The following is a 17,367-nucleotide window of genomic DNA, read 5'->3' on the forward strand; positions in this document are numbered from 1 at the left end:
TCTGTAACGGAATGCATTGGGATACTCTTGCCGATACGGCAGAATGCTTGACATTGTGCGATGCGGCGTGTTGAAAGGCGCATTGATCTAGGCGCGCGAAATCATCCGCGATGCCTGCTGGAAAAGTTTGATGCAGATTTCAACCCGAACCGGTCCCCGTATCCTTGCCATATTGGGGCCGACCAACACCGGCAAGACCCATCTGGCCATGGAACGGATGTTGGCGCATACCTCGGGTATGATCGGTTTTCCGCTGCGGCTTCTGGCGCGTGAAAACTATGATCGTGCGGTCGCCCGTGTTGGCAAGGGTGCGGTGGCGCTGATCACCGGCGAAGAACGCATTCTTCCGAAGTCTGCACGCTATTTCCTGTGTACGGTCGAAGCCATGCCGGTCAACAAGCAGGTTGATTTTCTGGCTATCGATGAAATCCAGATGTGTGCCGATCCCGAACGCGGGCACGTATTTACCGACCGGCTTTTGCATGCGCGCGGTATCAGCGAAACCATGTTCATGGGGGCGGAAACCATTCGCCCGGTGATCGGTCAACTGATCGACAATGTTGAATTTGACACCCGCGCACGGTTTTCGACTCTGACCTATAACGGATCGAAAAAAATCCAGCGTCTGCCGTCACAATCGGCCGTGGTGACATTTTCCGCACAGGAAGTTTACGCCGTTGCCGAACTTGTCCGCCGCCAGAAGGGCGGGGCGGCGGTGGTGCTTGGCGCACTCAGCCCGCGTACACGCAATGCTCAGGTCGAGATGTTCCAGAATGGCGAGGTCGAACACCTGATCGCGACCGATGCCATCGGTATGGGGCTTAATCTTGAGCTGAATCATGTTGCTTTTGCCGCCCTTCACAAGTTTGACGGTCAGTTCAATCGCGGGCTTACGGCGGCGGAAACCGCGCAGATTGCCGGACGTGCCGGGCGGCATATGAATGACGGCACCTTTGGGGTGACGGGGAATCTTTCGGGGATCGATCCCGATATTATCGAACAGATCGAAGCCCACGAGTTCGAACCGCTTGCGAAAGTCTTCTGGCGCAATGCGCGACTGGATTTCAGAACCGTCGATGCCTTGCTGAAATCGCTGCGCAGGCGGTCGGATAATCCGACGCTTGTTCTGGCGCGCGAACCGGTCGATGAAATCATGCTGGCGCATCTGTCGCAAAACGAAGACGTTGCGCGCATCGCATCAGCACCCGACCGGGTGCAATTGTTATGGGAAGTCTGCCAGATTCCTGACTTCAGAAATATCCATACCGATGCACATCCAAGACTGCTAACATCTATCTATCGCTATCTCGCGAAACCAAACAGCAAGCTGCCAATCGACTGGTTGGGCGAACAAGTCTTGCGCCTGGATCGTTATGATGGTGATATTGATCAGTTGTCATCACGGTTGGCGGGGATTCGCGTCTGGACTTATGTATCGCACAAGCATCACTGGCTTGAAGATGCCAATCATTGGCAGGAACGTACGCGGGCCATTGAGGATAAGCTCTCTGATGTGCTACATGAACGCCTGACCCAAAGGTTCGTTGACAGACGAACTTCGGTTTTATTGAAAAGTCTCAAGGACAAGTCTGAACTCATGTCTACCATCACTGCGAATGGTGAAGTCCAGGTCGAAGGTGAATACGTCGGCCGACTGGAAGGATTCCGTTTCATCGCCGATGAAACCGATGCTGCGTTTGAAGGCAAGGCTATCGCCAGTGCTGCACGTCGTGCGCTGACTGGCGAAATTGCCCAGCGTGTCAAACAACTGGAAACCGATGAAGACGATAAATTCGCGGTGAATGGTCAACTGGAAGTCCTGTGGAACGGGGCTGTCGTCGGTGGGCTGAAAAAGGGCGATACTGTCCTCAGTCCAGACGTCCAGGTCATTGACAGCGAGTTCTTTGACGGGCCGACCCGCGAACGTGTGCGGACCCGGCTTCAGAATTTCGTCAACGCCCATATCGAAGCGCGCCTAAAAATGCTGACCCGCCTGCGCGATTGTCAGTTGCCCGGTCCGATTCGCGGCCTTCTGTTCCAGTTGAACGAAGGTCTGGGCTGTGTGCCGCGTGCCGATCTTGAAAGTCTGATCAAGGATCTTTCGGACGAGGACCGCAAGGCACTGGCCAAGCTGGGCGTGCGTCTGGGCGTTGAAACGGTTCATGTTCTGGACGCGCTGAAACCCGACCCGGTCGAACTGCGTGGTATTTTGTGGGCTGTTTCGCGCGAACTTGACGCGCTGCCGGAACTGCCGCCCGCAGGCCGGACATCTGTTCCCAATGATCGCAGCAATTCCAAGGGTTTCTATCTCGCGGCCGGCTATATGCCCGTTGGGCCGCTTGCCGCGCGTGTCGACATGCTCGAACGTTTTGCGGCATTGCTGCGCCAGAAGGCACGCGAAAATGATGGCAAGGTAAAACCAGATCCCGATCTTTTGTCGCTTCTGGGGTGCACGGTCGAACAGGCCGAAGGTGTTTTCACCGCACTTGGCTGGCGTGCCGAAATCGTCAAGGTCAGCAAGGCTGAACTTGACGCCAAGGAAGCTGCTAAAAAGGCTGCTGAACTTGCTTCTGAACCTGCTGCTGTGACCGCAGATGCACCGGAAGCTCCTGCTGAAGCCGCAAATGCCGATGAAGCAGCGAAAGAAGCACCGGCCGACGCCGTCAGCGAAACGCCCGCCGAAGAAGCTGCCCCGGCAGCCGGTGAAGCCGAAGCCGAGCCGGAATTCGTCGAGGTCAAGTATTTTGTCCGTGTAGATCGCCGAAAACGCGGTGGCGGTGCAAACAAAGGCCAGCGTGGCGGCCCGCGTCAGGAAGCCCGTGGCAAGGGTGCCCCGAAAGGCAAGGGCGGTCAGCGTCCGAATCGTGGCGGCCCGAACAAGGGCGGCGACCGTTCCGGTGGCGGACAGGGGCGTCCGAACAACGCACCGGCCAAAAACAACCAGATCAACGAGGATTCACCTTTCGCCAAGCTCAAAGAAATGCTGGCGGCAAAAGGCTGACTCCGACCTGTTTTCAGCAATACGGCGATCCTTTGCGGGATCGCCGTATTGCGTTGGGGATGGCAAAATCAATTCATGACAACTGATCAATCAGGCAACAAGGTCCGTATAGATAAATGGCTGTGGTATGCGCGGTTCTATAAAACCCGCTCGCTTGCCAGCAAAGCCTGCCAGTCGGGGCATATTGTTCTGAACGGGCAATCCGTTTCCAAGGCCAGTGTGACGGTCGTTGCCGGGGACCGGCTGCAGTTCTTTCAGGGGCCACATCTGCGTGTGGTCGAGGTGGTGGCACCGGGGGAGCGTCGCGGACCTGCCCCCGAGGCCCAATTGCTTTATGTCGATCATTCGCCGCCGCGCGTGGCAAAAAAGGAAGTTGCATCGGATATCAGGACTGCCCCGGTTGCCGAACGCGAATCCGGAAGCGGCCGCCCGACAAAGGCCGAAAGACGTGCTACAGATCGCTTGCGCGGCGAGGAATAATACTTTTACAGATAGAAATCTGATCTGACGCCAGGTACGGCGCGAACATTATATCGGGTTGTATAATCTTCAGGATCTTCTTGCTTATGGCATAGGCTTGGGCTATTGATCCTATATAGAAGTATAATACACCTACTTAAGTATGGTTTCGCTCGAACCTCGGAGATCGACGGCGTTATGAAACGCAAGCCTGGCCTGCATATCGGAACTTTATCCCATTTGGGTGCGGGCCGACTTAGCATTTTGATTGCTGCACTCGTTATTAACCTGCTGTCGCTGGCACTGCCGGTGACATTGTTGCAGGTCTATGACCGTGTGCTGCCCCATAATGCCATCCCGACTTTGACGCTGCTGATACTGGGTGTTTTCGGGGCCCTGCTGCTTGAGGCGATCCTGCGTCTGGGGCGTGCCTATATCTCGTCCCTGTCGGCGGCGAAGTTCGAACATAAAAGTTCCCAGGCCGCAGTCGGTCACTTGCTGGCGACCAGTCTTTCCGATTACGAAAAAATCGCGCCGGGTTTACATCTTCAACGGCTTAACAGCCTGAATGTCCTGCGTGATTTCTATGCCGGGCAGGCGATCGGAGCCGTTATCGATTTACCGTTTATCGTCCTGTTCCTTGGCCTGATTGCGATTATCGGCGGCAAACTTGTCATTGTGCCTCTGGGCATTCTGATTGCCTTCATGCTGACCGCGATGTTTTTGGGGCGGCGTTTGCGCCATGCGCTTGACGAACGCAGCCAGGCCGACGAGCGGCGCTATAATTTCATCATCGAAACCCTGACCGGTATTCACACCATCAAGGCGATGGCGATGGAAAACATGATGATCCGCCGCCACGACCAACTGCAAATCCAGTGCTCCGGGGACGATCTTGCCGCGGCGCGTTCTGCCCATGCCGCAATCAATTCCAGCGCCAGTTTTTCCATGATCACCATGGTCCTTGTTGCGGGGGTCGGCAGTCTGCTTGTCATCAATGCTGACCTGACGGTCGGCGGTCTTGCGGCCTGCACCATGTTGGCCGGACGGTCGATCCAGCCACTGCAACGGGCGATGGGGCTTTGGACCCAGTTCCAGAATATCCGGGTTGCGCGTGACCGTTGCCGGGAACTTTTCCGTTTGCCGCCCGAAGATGCCGAAAATGCAGGCGAGATGCCGCCGCTTGACGGGCGTATCGAGCTTAACGATGTCAGTTTTTCGCATGCAGGCGGGGACATGGTTTTTGACAATCTGTCCCTTGCGATACAGCCCGGTGAATCGGTTGCAATTACCGGCGAAAACGGGACGGGAAAAACAACCCTGCTGTGGCTTCTGATGGGGGCATTGCGCCCCGATAGCGGCACGGTGCGGCTTGATGGTCGCGACCCGCAAAAATATGCATCGGAATCGATCCGTCGCCAGATTGCCTATCTGCCGCAGCATGGTGTGATGTTCAAGGGCACGATCCTTGAAAACATCACATCTTTCCGCAAGGAAATCGGCAGTGATCGTGTGGTCGAAATTTCCAGACGGCTTGGGCTTGATGAAATCGTCATGCGCATGCCGCACGGTTATGACACCGAGGTTGGCGGGCAGGCTTCCGAAACCCTTCCGCGCGGGGTCAAACAGCGCATCGCAATCGCACGCGCCCTGATTGATTATCCGCGGATCGTGCTGTTTGACGAAGCCAACAGTTCGCTTGATATCGCGGGTGATAACATTCTGGCCGGCCTTCTGATCGAACTTCGCAAACATTGCACGCTGGTGATGGTATCGCATCGCCCGTCCCTGATCGCCCTTGCCGACAAACAATATCGCCTGATTGAAAAACGTCTGGTGCCGGTTCTGCGGCGCAGCGGGACGCAGCCGGTGATCGAGGCACAGGAAATCCGGCACACGGGGGCCCGGTCATGAATATCGAAAACATGGATTTTGCGCTGAATTATCGCATGGGGCTTGCCAGTCACGATGCGCAATCGGATTTTGATGCCTGCCTGTGGCCGTTGTTGCAAGCCCTTGGCTGGCGTGGATTGCCACGCCAGGTCGCAGAAGCCCTGCCGCATATGGACGAGGCGCTTGATCTGACCGATTTTCGCAATGTGCTGGCCAACCTGAATTACCGGTCGCGCGAAATCGATACGACTTTTGACCGGATCGATGACCGGCTGATGCCCTGTCTGTTTGTCCCCGATAATGGTACGGCACTGGTGGTGATCAAGCCGGAAAATGTTGGTATCCGGGTGTTTGATGGCGGCACCAGCCGCGAAATGGTGATCAAGCCGGGGAACCTTCCGGGGCGACTGTTCCAGTTCACCCAGGCCGACCGAAATGAACGCTTCTTTGAAGATGACAAACGTGGCTGGTTTGGCGGGATCACGGACCGGTTTTCCGCTCTTGGCGGGCAGCTTCTGATGATTACCCTGATGCTGAACCTGATGGCCTTGGCAAGTCCGATCTTTGTGATGGGGATTTATGACCGGGTTATCGGGACGCGGTCGATTCCGATGCTGATCCAGTTCGGGATCGGTATGGGGATTATCCTGATCCTTGACTGGGTCTTGCGCAATTTGCGCAGCCAGATGGTCAGTCATTTTGGCGCACGCCTTGATACCCTGGTCAGCAGTGCCATTTTCGAACGGTTGCTATCCCTGCCGCCGGCCTTTACCGAACGTGCGCCGGTCGGGGTCCAGATTTCGCGTATTCGCGATTTTGAAAGTGTCCGCGAATTCTTCAGCGGCCCGATGGCGCTGGTCGTTCTTGAAATGCCGTTCTTGCCGATTTTCCTGATTGTGCTGGCGATCCTTGGGGGCTGGTTGGCACTTATTCCGATTGGACTTATCTTCGTCTTTGCCCTGATCGGGCTGGTGACCTTCCCGGTCGTGTCACGACGGGTTTCCGAACTGGGGCGCAATGGTGCGAACCGGCAGGAATTTCTGGTCGAGACGGTCGGCAAGATGCAGGCGCTGAAATATACCGGGGCCGAACATCGCTGGTTATCGCGTTTCCGCGATATTTCGGCGGATACGGCTTATGCCGGCTTCCGGGTGGCGATGGTCAATAATGTGATCAATACATCAGCACAGATTCTGATGGTCTCAGCCGGGGCGCTTATCCTTGCCTTTGGCGCGGTTCAGGTCATGGCTGGTTCAATGACCGTTGGCGCGCTGGTGGCATCGATGATGCTGGCCTGGCGTGTACTTGGCCCGATCAATCAGGCCTTTGTCGGTATGCCGCGACTGGCACAGTTGCGCGGCTCCGTGCGTCAGATCAACCGTCTGATGACGCTGGCGCCGGAACGTGATCTGGTGCCGCGCACGGTTGGCCAACGCCGTTTCGAAGGCAATGTTACCTTCTCGCGCGTGAGCTTCCGCTACGCACCGGATGCCGACCCGGCACTGGTGGGGGTGAATTTCGATATCAAGGCGGGTCAGGTGGTCGCCATCGTCGGTTCAAACGGGGCCGGAAAATCATCCCTGATCAAACTGATCGCCGGGATGTATCAGCCCCAGGCAGGGGCTGTCTTGATCGACGGGGCCGATATCCGCCAGATGGACCCGCAAACCCTGCGTCAGTCGATTTCCTATGTCCCGCAGGATATTGAATTTTTCCGCGGATCAATCGCGCAGAATCTGCGTCTTGCCAACCCGATTGCATCGCCTGATGAATTGCGGATGGCCTGTATGTCGGCGGGCATTCTTTCAGAAATCGAAGCCCTGCCCGACGGTTTTGAGACACGGATCGGCGATCAGCATTCCTCGCGCTTTTCGGCAAGCTTCCTGCAACGGCTTGCTCTGGCGCGTGCCTTTGTCCGCGAAGCACCGATCATTCTGTTTGACGAGCCGACCAACGGCCTTGACCAGAAAGCGGATCGGGCTTTCCAGCATACGATCAACCGCCTGCGTGGCGGGTCGACGATTTTCCTGATTACCCATCGGCCCAGTCACCTTGATCTGGCCGACCGCATCATTGTTCTTGATGCCGGGCAGGTGCGCGCCGATGCGCCCCCCGCACGCATCAAGCAACGGGTGCTTGACGGAGGTTTCCTATGAGCGACGCAGCCCAGAACACCGCAATAGAACGGTTCCGTCAGTCGCGTCGTATGGCGCGTTATCTGTCGCATGCCGTATTGCTTGAAGAAGGCGGAATTTCCGTTTTTGTCCGCTCGGCGATGGTGATGCTCTCGGTTGGCTTTATCGCGCTGGTCGCGTGGGCCGCGACCACACAAATTAAGGAAACCGCGACGACCTTCGGGCAGGTTATGCCGACCGGAGCCGTCAATAAAATTCAGCATTTTGAAGGCGGTATCATTTCCGAGATCATGGTGCGGGATGGTGACTTGGTCGAAAAAGACCAGGTTTTGATGCGGTTGAAACCCGAAGCATCTCAGGCCGAACTGTCGCAGGCCGAAACCAGACTGGGCAGTCTGCGTCTTGAAGCCGAACGCTATCGCGCCCTTGCCGAATCGCGCGAACCCGATTTTTCCCTGCTGATGGATCGCTATCCGGAACTGGCAAAGAACCAGCAGGAAATCTATCGGATCAAGACCGATCTCGATAACAGCCAGCGTGAAATCCTTGAAGTCCAGATCAAGGAACGCAATGCCGAGCTTGCCCAGCTTCGGCAACAGGAAAGCACATTGCGCCGTTCTGCTGACCTGCTTGATCAGGAAGTGACCATGCGTCGCTCGCTGTATGAACAGGGTCTGAATTCCAAGGTTCTATTCCTCAACATCCAGCGCGAATTGAACGAGGCGCAGGGCAATCTTTCCGGCGTCATTGCCGAAATGGCACGTGCGCGCGAAACCATCGCCGAAGCAAATTTACGCCTGAATGAGCTGGAAAACAGCCAGCGCGAAGAAGCACTTAGCGAACTGGGGCGGCTTGGCGGTGAAATTGCCCAAGCGGACGAGGCACTGCGTAAACTGAAGGACAGGGTCGCCCGCCTTGAAATTCGTGCACCGTCCAAGGGCTATATCAAGGGGCTGCAATTCACCACGATCGGCGGGGTGATCGCCCCGGCACAGGTGGTCATGGAACTGGTTCCGACCGATGATGCACTCGTCGCGGAAACCCGGATTTCGACCGAGGATATCGGTCATGTCCATCTTGGACAGCCGGTGACGGTCAAGGTGAGCGCATTTGACTATATACGATATGGTAGTATCAGTGGTGAATTAGTATCAATATCGGCCTCTACTTTTGTTGATGAAGAAGGCCGACCGTATTATAAGGGAAGGGTGGCGCTTGATGCCGACAAAGTCGGTGACGGTGCCCGCGCTCAGCCGATTATCCCGGGCATGACGGTTCAGGCCGATATCCAGACCGGGGAAAGAACATTGCTGCAATATCTGCTCAAGCCGGTTTATGTCTCGCTTGATCAGGCATTTAGCGAACGCTGAGTTCAAATTGGTCCCGCTGGAAATGATGATGTCATTTCTACTGCCTGGCCGCACATTTCTCTGGTAAAACAGAGAATTCTATACTTTTGTATAGAAATGCGGACTGGGGATTCCCTTCCCGCATTTCTCGGAGAATGGGTTTAGATGGCGGACGATCCTCGCGACGCAGAAGGCACTCGTAACGAACTGGGCGGCAACCGGTCTGAACCGGACACCGGCGATGACGACCTTTTGCGCGATGACCGCAGCGGCGATGATACGGACGAGCATGTCGAACTCCATGCCGATCAGGATGCCGATGCATCCAATCCCAATGAACAGCTTGGCAATGTTCATTACGGTAACCAGATCAGCAACCCCGAGGGCGAACAGCAACGCGAATTCCGCCGTCGCAATGCCGATGACAAGCGCGCCGAGGAAGCCACTCAGGCCGAAGCGACCGAAAAGCAGGCCTTGGCCGAGTCCGAGCGCGCCGATCTTGAAAACAATATCGATACGGTTGGTGAAAGTCCCGAAACTGCCGGGGGCGGATCGGGGCGCGACCCGGTTTCCTTGCGCGGAAGCGACACGGGTAATCTACAGGACCTGCAGCCGGTATCGACACCCGATACTACATCCGTCCCGGGGGCCCGTGAAGGATCGGGGGGCCGCACGGGTGAAAATATCGGACCAGACGTCGTGCCACAGGCCGCGCCCGATACGCCCGATGTGACCAATGTTTCCACTTCAACTGGTCAGGCCGTATCGGCAGAGGCAGCCGATCCTCTTGAAACCGAAACACCGGTCGAGGTGCCGAAAATTGCCGATGCACCAATCCTCTCTGCGTCTGATGCCCGCGGTGACGAGGACAGCGCCATCGCGCTCGATGTTTCGGCAGCCCTGCGCGACCTTGATGGTGGCAACGAAACTCTTTCCATCACTATTTCGGGTGTGCCCGAGGGCGCAATCCTGTCTGCCGGTACGAATAACGGCAACGGCATATGGACGCTGACGCCGGGGCAACTTTCCGGGCTGACGATTACGCCGGGCGAAAACTACAATGGCAGCTTCAATCTGTCGGTTACTGCAACCAGTACCGAAGCCAACGGCAGCACATCCTCGACCGGCACGACACTGACCGTCGATGTCGGAGCGGTCGCAGATGGTGCGACACTTGATGTGACCGATGCGGCAGGTACCGAAGACAGCGCAATCGCGTTGTCGATCGATACCGAACTGCTCGATGCCAACGAAGCCCTTTCGATTACCATCTCCGGTGTTCCGGACGGCGCGACCCTGTCTGCCGGCACCGATAATGGCGACGGCACCTGGACGCTTGATGTCTCAGACCTTGACGGTTTGACCGTCACGCCAGGGGAAAACTATAGCGGCAGTTTCGACCTGACCGTTTCGGTCTCGACAAGCGACGGCAACGATACCGCGGTCGTGGTCGAAGAGATTACGGTGGATGTCGAAGGACTCGCCGATGCGCCGACGCTTGATGTTGCCGATGCCAGTGGTTCGGAAGACAGCGCGATAGCACTCGACATTGATGCGGGTCTGACCGACAGCAGCGAAGTTCTGACGGTTACCATCTCTGGTGTTCCGGAAGGTGCGGCCTTGTCTGCCGGAACCGATAATGGCGATGGAAGCTGGACATTGTCTGCTGCTGATCTGAACGGTTTGACGATTACACCAGCTGAAGATTTCAGTGGATCGTTTGATCTGATGGTCACGGCGCAGTCTGCGGATGGCAATGATATCGCCACTGCGTCAGATACGATCACGGTCGATATTGCTGGTGTCGCCGATGCGCCGACACTGGAAGTATCCGATGCAAGCGGATACGAAGACAGGACAATTGCGCTGGACATCGATGCGGGCGTAACGGATTCGAGCGAAGCATTGACCGTCACCATTTCCGGTGTTCCGGACGGTGCAAGCCTGTCGGCAGGCACGAACAATGGTGATGGAAGCTGGACACTTGATGCTGGTGATCTTGATGGCCTCAGGATACACCCGGCTCACAACTATAGTGGCTCGTTTGATCTTGGTGTCACGGCGAAATCTGCGGATGGAACCGATATTGCCAGTGCAAGCGGCATCATCACAGTTGATGTTGCGGGCGTCGCGGACAGGCCATTGCTTGATGTGTCTGATGCATCGGGCAATGAAGATTCAGCTATCGCTCTGGATATTGATGCATCCCTCACCGATGATAGCGAAGTTCTGACAGTCACGATTAGTGGTGTTCCGGAAGGTGCGATTCTATCCGCCGGAACCGATAATGGTGACGGTAGTTGGAGCCTGTCCGCAGCTGACCTCGATGGCCTGACGATTACGCCACCAGACGAGTATTGGGGGGGCTTTGATCTTGGTGTGACGGTTACTTCTACCGATGGTACGGATAGCCAAAGCGTTTCGAATACCGTCACTGTTGATGTCGCATCTGACGGGCGCGAAACCATCATTGGCAGCGACGGCAAGGATCAGATCACGGGTGGTGATACCGACGATTATATCGAAGGGGGTTGGGATCACGATAGCATTGCATCGGGCGCGGGCAATGACACGGTTTATGGTGGAGATGGCCATGACACGATTGATGCCGGTGCCGGAGATGACAGCGTTTATGGTGGTACCGGGCACGACACGATTGCCGGTGGCGAGGGAAATGATTACCTCGATGGCGGCAGTGGCGAAGACATCATTACCGGTGGGGCCGGTGACGATACACTGGAAGGTGGCAGTGGCAACGACACGCTTGATGGTGGTGAAGGCACAGATGTGCTTTCAGGCGGCTCGTGGGACGATACCCTGATCGGATCGGGTGGTGACACACTTGATGGCGGCTCGGGTGATGACATTCTGGAATATACCATCACGCCTGAAAGCGGACAGGTCGGTCTTGTTGATGGCAGTGGCAATGCCGACATTCTCAAACTGCATCTGACGAGCGAACAGCTCGCGAACCCGGATGTCCTGAGTGCTTTGCAGGACCTGCAGAATCATATTGATGGCGGAAATACAGGCAGCCTGACGTTTGCTGCACTTGGTGTTGAAGTCGCCGATATCGAAGAGCTTCAGGTCTTTGTTGACGGCGAAGCCTATAATCCGCTTGCCGATGCGCCCGAGCTTGAGGTTGGCAATATCTCGGGCAATGAAGATACGGCGATCACTCTTGACATTGATGCATCCCTTTCTGATGCGACCGAGACATTGAGTGTGACTGTTTCCGGCGTGCCGGAAGGTGCCACTTTGTCAGCCGGAACCAACAACGGAGATGGCAGCTGGACGTTAAGCCCGGATCAGCTTGACGGCCTCACGATTACGCCGCCCGCGGATTACGCTGGCAGCTTCGATCTGAATGTGGTGGCGACATCTGTATCCGGCGATGACAGTGCAACGAATGCTGCAACCATCACGGTTGATGTCGCTGGTGTCGCAGACACACCAATCCTGAATGTGTCGAATGCTTCCGGTTTGGAAGATTCTGCGATTGCGCTTGATATTGATGCCGGTCTGACGGACAGCTCTGAAATTCTGAGTGTGACGATCTCCGGTGTGCCGGAGGGAGCAAACCTGTCAGCGGGAACCGATAACGGCGACGGAAGCTGGACGCTCAGTGCTGTTGATCTGAATGGTCTGACGATTACGCCAGCCGATGACTTCAGTGGTTCATTCGATCTGACGGTGACCGCCAAATCGGCAGATGGTGAAGATGTCGCCACCGTGGGCGGGACGATCACAGTTGATGTCACTGGCGTCGCCGATACCCCGATGCTGGAAATCGCAGATGCATCCGGAAATGAAGATGCGGCGATCGCGCTTAATATCGATGCCGGTTTGACGGATGGTTCGGAGAGCCTGACGATCACCATTTCCGGGGTGCCCGACGGTGCAACGCTTTCTGCTGGCACGGACAATGGTGACGGGATCTGGACGCTTGTTGCCGCCGACCTTGAGGGTTTGTCGATCACACCGCCGGAGAATTATAGCGGCAGCTTTGATATCGATATCACTGCAAAGTCTGCGGACGGGATCGATATTGCGACGGTTTCCGATACTGTCATGGTCAATGTCGCAGCGGTTGCCGATGTGCCGTTGCTTGAGGTTCTTGATGCCTCGGGTGATGAAGGCACGGCCATCAGCCTTGATATCGATGCAATCCTGACCGATGCGTCCGAGACCCTGACGGTAATGATCACAGGCGTTCCCGATGGTGCAATCCTGTCGGCCGGAACCGATAATGGCGATGGTAGCTGGGCATTGAGTGCTGCCGATCTCGAAGGACTGACGATTACCCCGGGCGAAAATTATTCCGGTTCGTTTGACCTGAGCGTGACGGCGACCTCAATCGACGGAGAGGACAGCAACAGTGTCAGCCAGAACCTGACGGTCGAGGTGATTGATAACCCGGACGAGACGGTAACCGGCACCAACGGCAAGGATACGATCACCACAAGCGACGGCGATGATTATATCGACGGCAAGAACGGCAATGACACAATTTCATCGGGCGCGGGGGATGACACCATCCTTGGCGGTTCGGGCAAGGATAAGATCAATGCCGGGGATGGTAATGATTATATCGATGCGGGAAATTCCGATGACATCGTTTACGGGGGAGCCGGCAGCGACACAATTTATGGCGGCGGTGGCAAGGATACGATTTCCGGCGGTGACGGCGATGATTACATCGAAGCCGGCAATGCCAATGACATCGTCTTCGGCGATGCGGGCAATGACACCATTCTGGGCGGTTCCGGCAAGGATACTCTGGATGGCGGGGAAGGCACCGATACGCTTTATGGCGGTAGTTCCGATGACAAGCTGACGGGATCGGGCGACGACAGGCTGTATGGCGAGGCCGGAAATGATGAGATCAATTACACCGTCGATCTGACCGCAGAGGGAACCGGCATTGTCGATGGCGGTTCAAATACAGACACATTGAAGCTGTATCTCCGTTCCGATCAGCTTTCGGGGGATGGTGTCCTTGAAGCGCTTCAGGACCTGAAAACCCATATTGAAAGCGGTGAGGGCGGAAGCCTGATGCTCGACTCGCTCGGTGTCGAGGTCAATAACATCGAGAATCTCGAGATTTATGTTGATGGTGCGTCTTATGATCCGGCGGCAGAAAGTCCCGTGCTGGATGTCAGCGACGCCAGCGGTGTCGAGGATGGTGGCGCGATTGCCATTGATATCGATGCGTCGCTAACCGATGCGACCGAAATTCTGGGCATCACGATTTCAGGTGTGCCGGATGGCGCAACCCTGTCAGCCGGAACCAATAACGGAGACGGTAGCTGGACGTTGGCTGCATCTGACCTGGAAGGTTTGACGATCACACCGGCGGATAATTACAGCGGTACATTCGATCTGACCGTCACGGCAACGTCGACTGCCGGTGACGACAGTGCATCGACCAGCCAGATCGTCAGTGTTGATGTCGGTGCGGTTGCCGATACACCGACTTTGGCGGTGTCCGATGCATCGGGCAGCGAAGACAGTGCGATTGGTCTGGATGTCGATGCGGGGCTGACAGATAGCAGCGAAACGATGACGATCACCATTACCGGTATGCCGGACGGTGCGAGCCTGTCTGCCGGTACGGATAATGGTGATGGCAGTTGGACATTGTTGCCTGCTGACCTGAACGGTCTGACGATTACCCCAGCCGATGATTTCAGCGGATCGTTTGATCTGACGGTCACGGCACAATCTGCGGATGGCAGCGATATCGCCACCGCGACGGAGAGGTTCACGGTCGATGTTGCGGGTGTTGCCGATGCGCCGATACTTGATCTGTCTGATGTCAGTGGGGACGAGGGCAATGCTGTTGCGCTTGATATCGACGCGGCATTAACCGACAGCAGCGAGACCCTGACGATCACGATTGGCGGTGTGCCCGATGGCGCAATCCTCTCTGCTGGAATCGATAACGGGGACGGAACCTGGACGTTAAGTGCGGCGCAGCTAAGCGGTCTGACGATTACACCGGCAAGCGATTATTTCGGAACCTTCGAATTGACCGTGTCGGCCCGATCTCGGGATGGCAACGATACCGCGACCACAACAGCGATCCTTTTGGTGACCATCGAGGAAGAAATCGTCGATCCCGATGAAACCGCATGGGGCGGTGAGGCAAGCGAAACCTTCTATACTGGTTCGGGCAACGACACCATCGGTGCGGGTGGCGGGAACGACACCATCTGGACAAATGGCGGGAACGACACAATCTGGGCCGGAAACGGCAATGATGTGATTTATGCCGGTGATGGAGATGACAGTATTACCGGCGACGGTGGCAACGATTATATCGATGCCGGTGCCGGCAACGACACCGTTCATGGTGGGGAAGGCACAAACACGATCTATGCCGGTGACGGCAATGATTATGTTACTGGCGGCAGCGGTAGTGACAAGATCCACGCCAGCGGCGGCGATAACATTGTTTATGCCAACGAAGGCACCAATACCATCCAGACGGGTGCGGGCAACGACACGATTTATAGTGGCAGCGGCAATGACACCATTGTTGGTGGCGATGGCAACAACATCGTCAATGCAGGGGAAGGCGATAACCGCATCTGGACGGGGACCGGCAATGACACGATCAGTGTCGGAAGCGATGACGACTATATCGATGCCGGGGATGGCGACAACACGATCACGGGTGGCGAAGGCCGCAATACCATCCTGAGCGGCAGTGGCGATGACAGCATCACGACCGGCAGCGGTAACGATACGGTCGCGTCTGGTGATGGGAATGATCGCATTGATGTTAGCGGTGGGAATAACACCGTATGGGGCGAGGGCGGCAACGACTCCATCCATGGCGCATACGGTGATGACACCTTCCTTGGCGGTGACGGCAACGACATCCTGAACGCGGATGGCGGGTCCAACTATTTTGACGGTGGATCGGGCAACGATACGCTAACCACCGGATGGGGGCGCGATACGCTGTATGGCGGATCGGGTGACGACACGATTGATGGCGGTGGTGACAATGACCGTCTTTATGGTGACGACGGAAATGACACCCTGATTGGCGGTGCGGGGAAAGATACCCTGTCTGGGGGGGCCGGGAATGACATGCTGCTGGGCGGGGATGATGACGACACGCTGATTGGTGGCACGGGGGATGACCAGCTTTACGGTGGTGGCGGGTCGGATCTGTTTATTTTCAACATGGGTGACGGGGCGGACCATGTGGACGGTGGGGCCAATGGCTGGACCACCGATACCATCGAATTGCATAGCGCCAATGGTGGCAATATCGATTCGAGCGACTGGACCCTGGTTCTGGATGAAGGCAGCATTACGAAATCGAAGCACAACTATATGGAACTATCCACCGATTCGTCCGGAACCATTGTGTTTTCTGATGGAACCGAGTTGACATTTTCCAATGTCGAACGTATCGAGTGGTGACGAAAAGGCGCTTTGGATGCCGTCGGGACGCAATCTCGGCGGCATTGCCGGTTTTCTGGGGGAATTCACCCTGTCGCGATTGACAGCCATGGTGTGAAGTCCTATACAGCGGACCTCGAATTTTATTGGATTACCTTTATTAGAACGGAGTAAGTGCAGTGAAGCGCACCTACCAGCCCAGCAAACTCGTACGGAAACGCCGCCACGGCTTCCGTTCCCGCAGCGCGACCGTCGGTGGCCGCCGTGTGCTGACCGCACGCCGCGCCAAGGGCCGCAAGCGTCTGTCGGCCTAATGTTGTGACCGTTTCGGTGGAACGCTTGAAAAAGCGCGCAGAATTTCTTCGCGTCGCAGGCACCCGCCGGAAATGGGTTACACAAGGATTGATCCTTCAGGGCGCACCCCGCCCCGGGATCAAACCGGACACAGAATACGCCGGTGAAGATCGACTCGCACGAGTCGGATTTACCGTCACCAAAAAGGTGGGCAAGGCCGTCGTTCGCAATCGCGTTCGGCGGCGTTTGCGTGCCGTGGCGGACCAATTGATGACGGAAATGGCATTGCCTGGTTGGGATTATGTCGTGATCGGTCGTCAGCAGACCATTGACCGGGATTTTGAAAAACTGGTCGAGGATATGCGGTTTGCCCTGCGGCGTATTCCGGATGCCAAACCTTCTGCCCCGGATGCCCAGCGTCCCCGCAAGGGACGTGGATCAAGGCCCGGTGGTGCGACGAAGGCGGGAGACTCTGCGAAATGAGTAACCTTCCCGGATCGAATGTGGGCCCCTTGGCGCGTCTTCTTCAAATCGCGGTTCGCGGCTACCAGCTCTTTTTATCGCCCTATATCGGGTGGTCCTGCAGATATCAGCCGACCTGTTCGGCCTATATGATGGAGGCTCTTGCCCGCCATGGGGCAATAAAAGGCGGCTGGATGGGTTTTAAACGGATAATGCGTTGCCATCCATGGGGTGGTCATGGTTATGATCCCGTGCCCGGATGTGGCTGTGAACAAAACAAAGCGCCGTCGGAGGATGAACTCCGGTTAACGGCGCTTTAGTCATGTAAATAGAATACCGGTCAGGCGTTTCTTCG

The 17,367-nt window shown here is 56.3% G+C and carries 9 protein-coding genes; all 9 read left to right on the plus strand.

What is annotated here, in order from left to right; translation table 11 throughout:
• The first annotated feature begins 130 nt into the window (after positions 1–130).
• Positions 131–3,001 (plus strand): helicase-related protein, encoded by a 2,871-nt coding sequence (locus LG297_RS03020; protein ID WP_404424999.1) that lies wholly within the window; start codon positions 131–133, stop codon positions 2,999–3,001.
• A gap of 75 nt (positions 3,002–3,076) precedes the next feature.
• Positions 3,077–3,481 (plus strand): RNA-binding S4 domain-containing protein, encoded by a 405-nt coding sequence (locus LG297_RS03025; RefSeq protein ID WP_404425001.1) that lies wholly within the window; start codon positions 3,077–3,079, stop codon positions 3,479–3,481.
• Positions 3,482–3,658: 177 nt separating this feature from the next.
• Positions 3,659–5,374 carry a peptidase domain-containing ABC transporter gene (locus LG297_RS03030; protein ID WP_404425003.1) on the plus strand — a complete coding sequence of 572 codons (1,716 nt, stop codon included), beginning with the start codon at positions 3,659–3,661 and terminating at the stop codon, positions 5,372–5,374.
• Positions 5,371–7,509, plus strand: coding sequence for a peptidase domain-containing ABC transporter (locus tag LG297_RS03035; protein ID WP_404425005.1), 2,139 nt, complete (start codon positions 5,371–5,373; stop codon positions 7,507–7,509). Before LG297_RS03030 ends, LG297_RS03035 begins: the two co-directional genes overlap by 4 nt.
• Entirely contained in the window at positions 7,506–8,858 is a 1,353-nt protein-coding gene (locus LG297_RS03040) for an HlyD family type I secretion periplasmic adaptor subunit (protein WP_404425007.1), read from the plus strand. Before LG297_RS03035 ends, LG297_RS03040 begins: the two co-directional genes overlap by 4 nt.
• A 144-nt stretch (positions 8,859–9,002) precedes the next feature.
• The gene (locus LG297_RS03045) at positions 9,003–16,277 is read left to right on the plus strand and encodes a hypothetical protein (protein ID WP_404425009.1); all 7,275 of its coding nucleotides are present in this window, start codon (positions 9,003–9,005) and stop codon (positions 16,275–16,277) included.
• 158 nt (positions 16,278–16,435) lie between these two features.
• Positions 16,436–16,570 (plus strand): 50S ribosomal protein L34, encoded by a 135-nt coding sequence (gene rpmH / locus LG297_RS03050; protein ID WP_007091264.1) that lies wholly within the window; start codon positions 16,436–16,438, stop codon positions 16,568–16,570.
• A 16-nt stretch (positions 16,571–16,586) separates the two neighbouring features.
• Positions 16,587–17,033 (plus strand): ribonuclease P protein component, encoded by a 447-nt coding sequence (gene rnpA / locus LG297_RS03055; protein ID WP_404425012.1) that lies wholly within the window; start codon positions 16,587–16,589, stop codon positions 17,031–17,033.
• Positions 17,030–17,332, plus strand: coding sequence for a membrane protein insertion efficiency factor YidD (gene yidD, locus LG297_RS03060; RefSeq protein WP_062950731.1), 303 nt, complete (start codon positions 17,030–17,032; stop codon positions 17,330–17,332). The genes rnpA and yidD overlap by 4 nt, the downstream gene beginning before the upstream one ends.
• Positions 17,333–17,367 lie beyond the last annotated feature (35 nt).

The organism is Thalassospira australica, assembly GCF_044790785.1.
In the GTDB taxonomy this organism is placed as follows: domain Bacteria; phylum Pseudomonadota; class Alphaproteobacteria; order Rhodospirillales; family Thalassospiraceae; genus Thalassospira; species Thalassospira australica_A.

Excerpts from the sequence above, each read along its gene's own strand:
- LG297_RS03040 (WP_404425007.1), top strand. The coding sequence starts at position 7,506 with ATGAGCGACGCAGCCCAGAACACCGCAATAGAACGGTTCCGTCAGTCG.
- LG297_RS03045 (WP_404425009.1), top strand. The coding sequence starts at position 9,003 with ATGGCGGACGATCCTCGCGACGCAGAAGGCACTCGTAACGAACTGGGC.
- LG297_RS03020 (WP_404424999.1), top strand. The coding sequence starts at position 131 with ATGCAGATTTCAACCCGAACCGGTCCCCGTATCCTTGCCATATTGGGG.
- LG297_RS03030 (WP_404425003.1), top strand. The coding sequence starts at position 3,659 with ATGAAACGCAAGCCTGGCCTGCATATCGGAACTTTATCCCATTTGGGT.
- LG297_RS03035 (WP_404425005.1), top strand. The coding sequence starts at position 5,371 with ATGAATATCGAAAACATGGATTTTGCGCTGAATTATCGCATGGGGCTT.
- yidD (WP_062950731.1), top strand. The coding sequence starts at position 17,030 with ATGAGTAACCTTCCCGGATCGAATGTGGGCCCCTTGGCGCGTCTTCTT.
- LG297_RS03025 (WP_404425001.1), top strand. The coding sequence starts at position 3,077 with ATGACAACTGATCAATCAGGCAACAAGGTCCGTATAGATAAATGGCTG.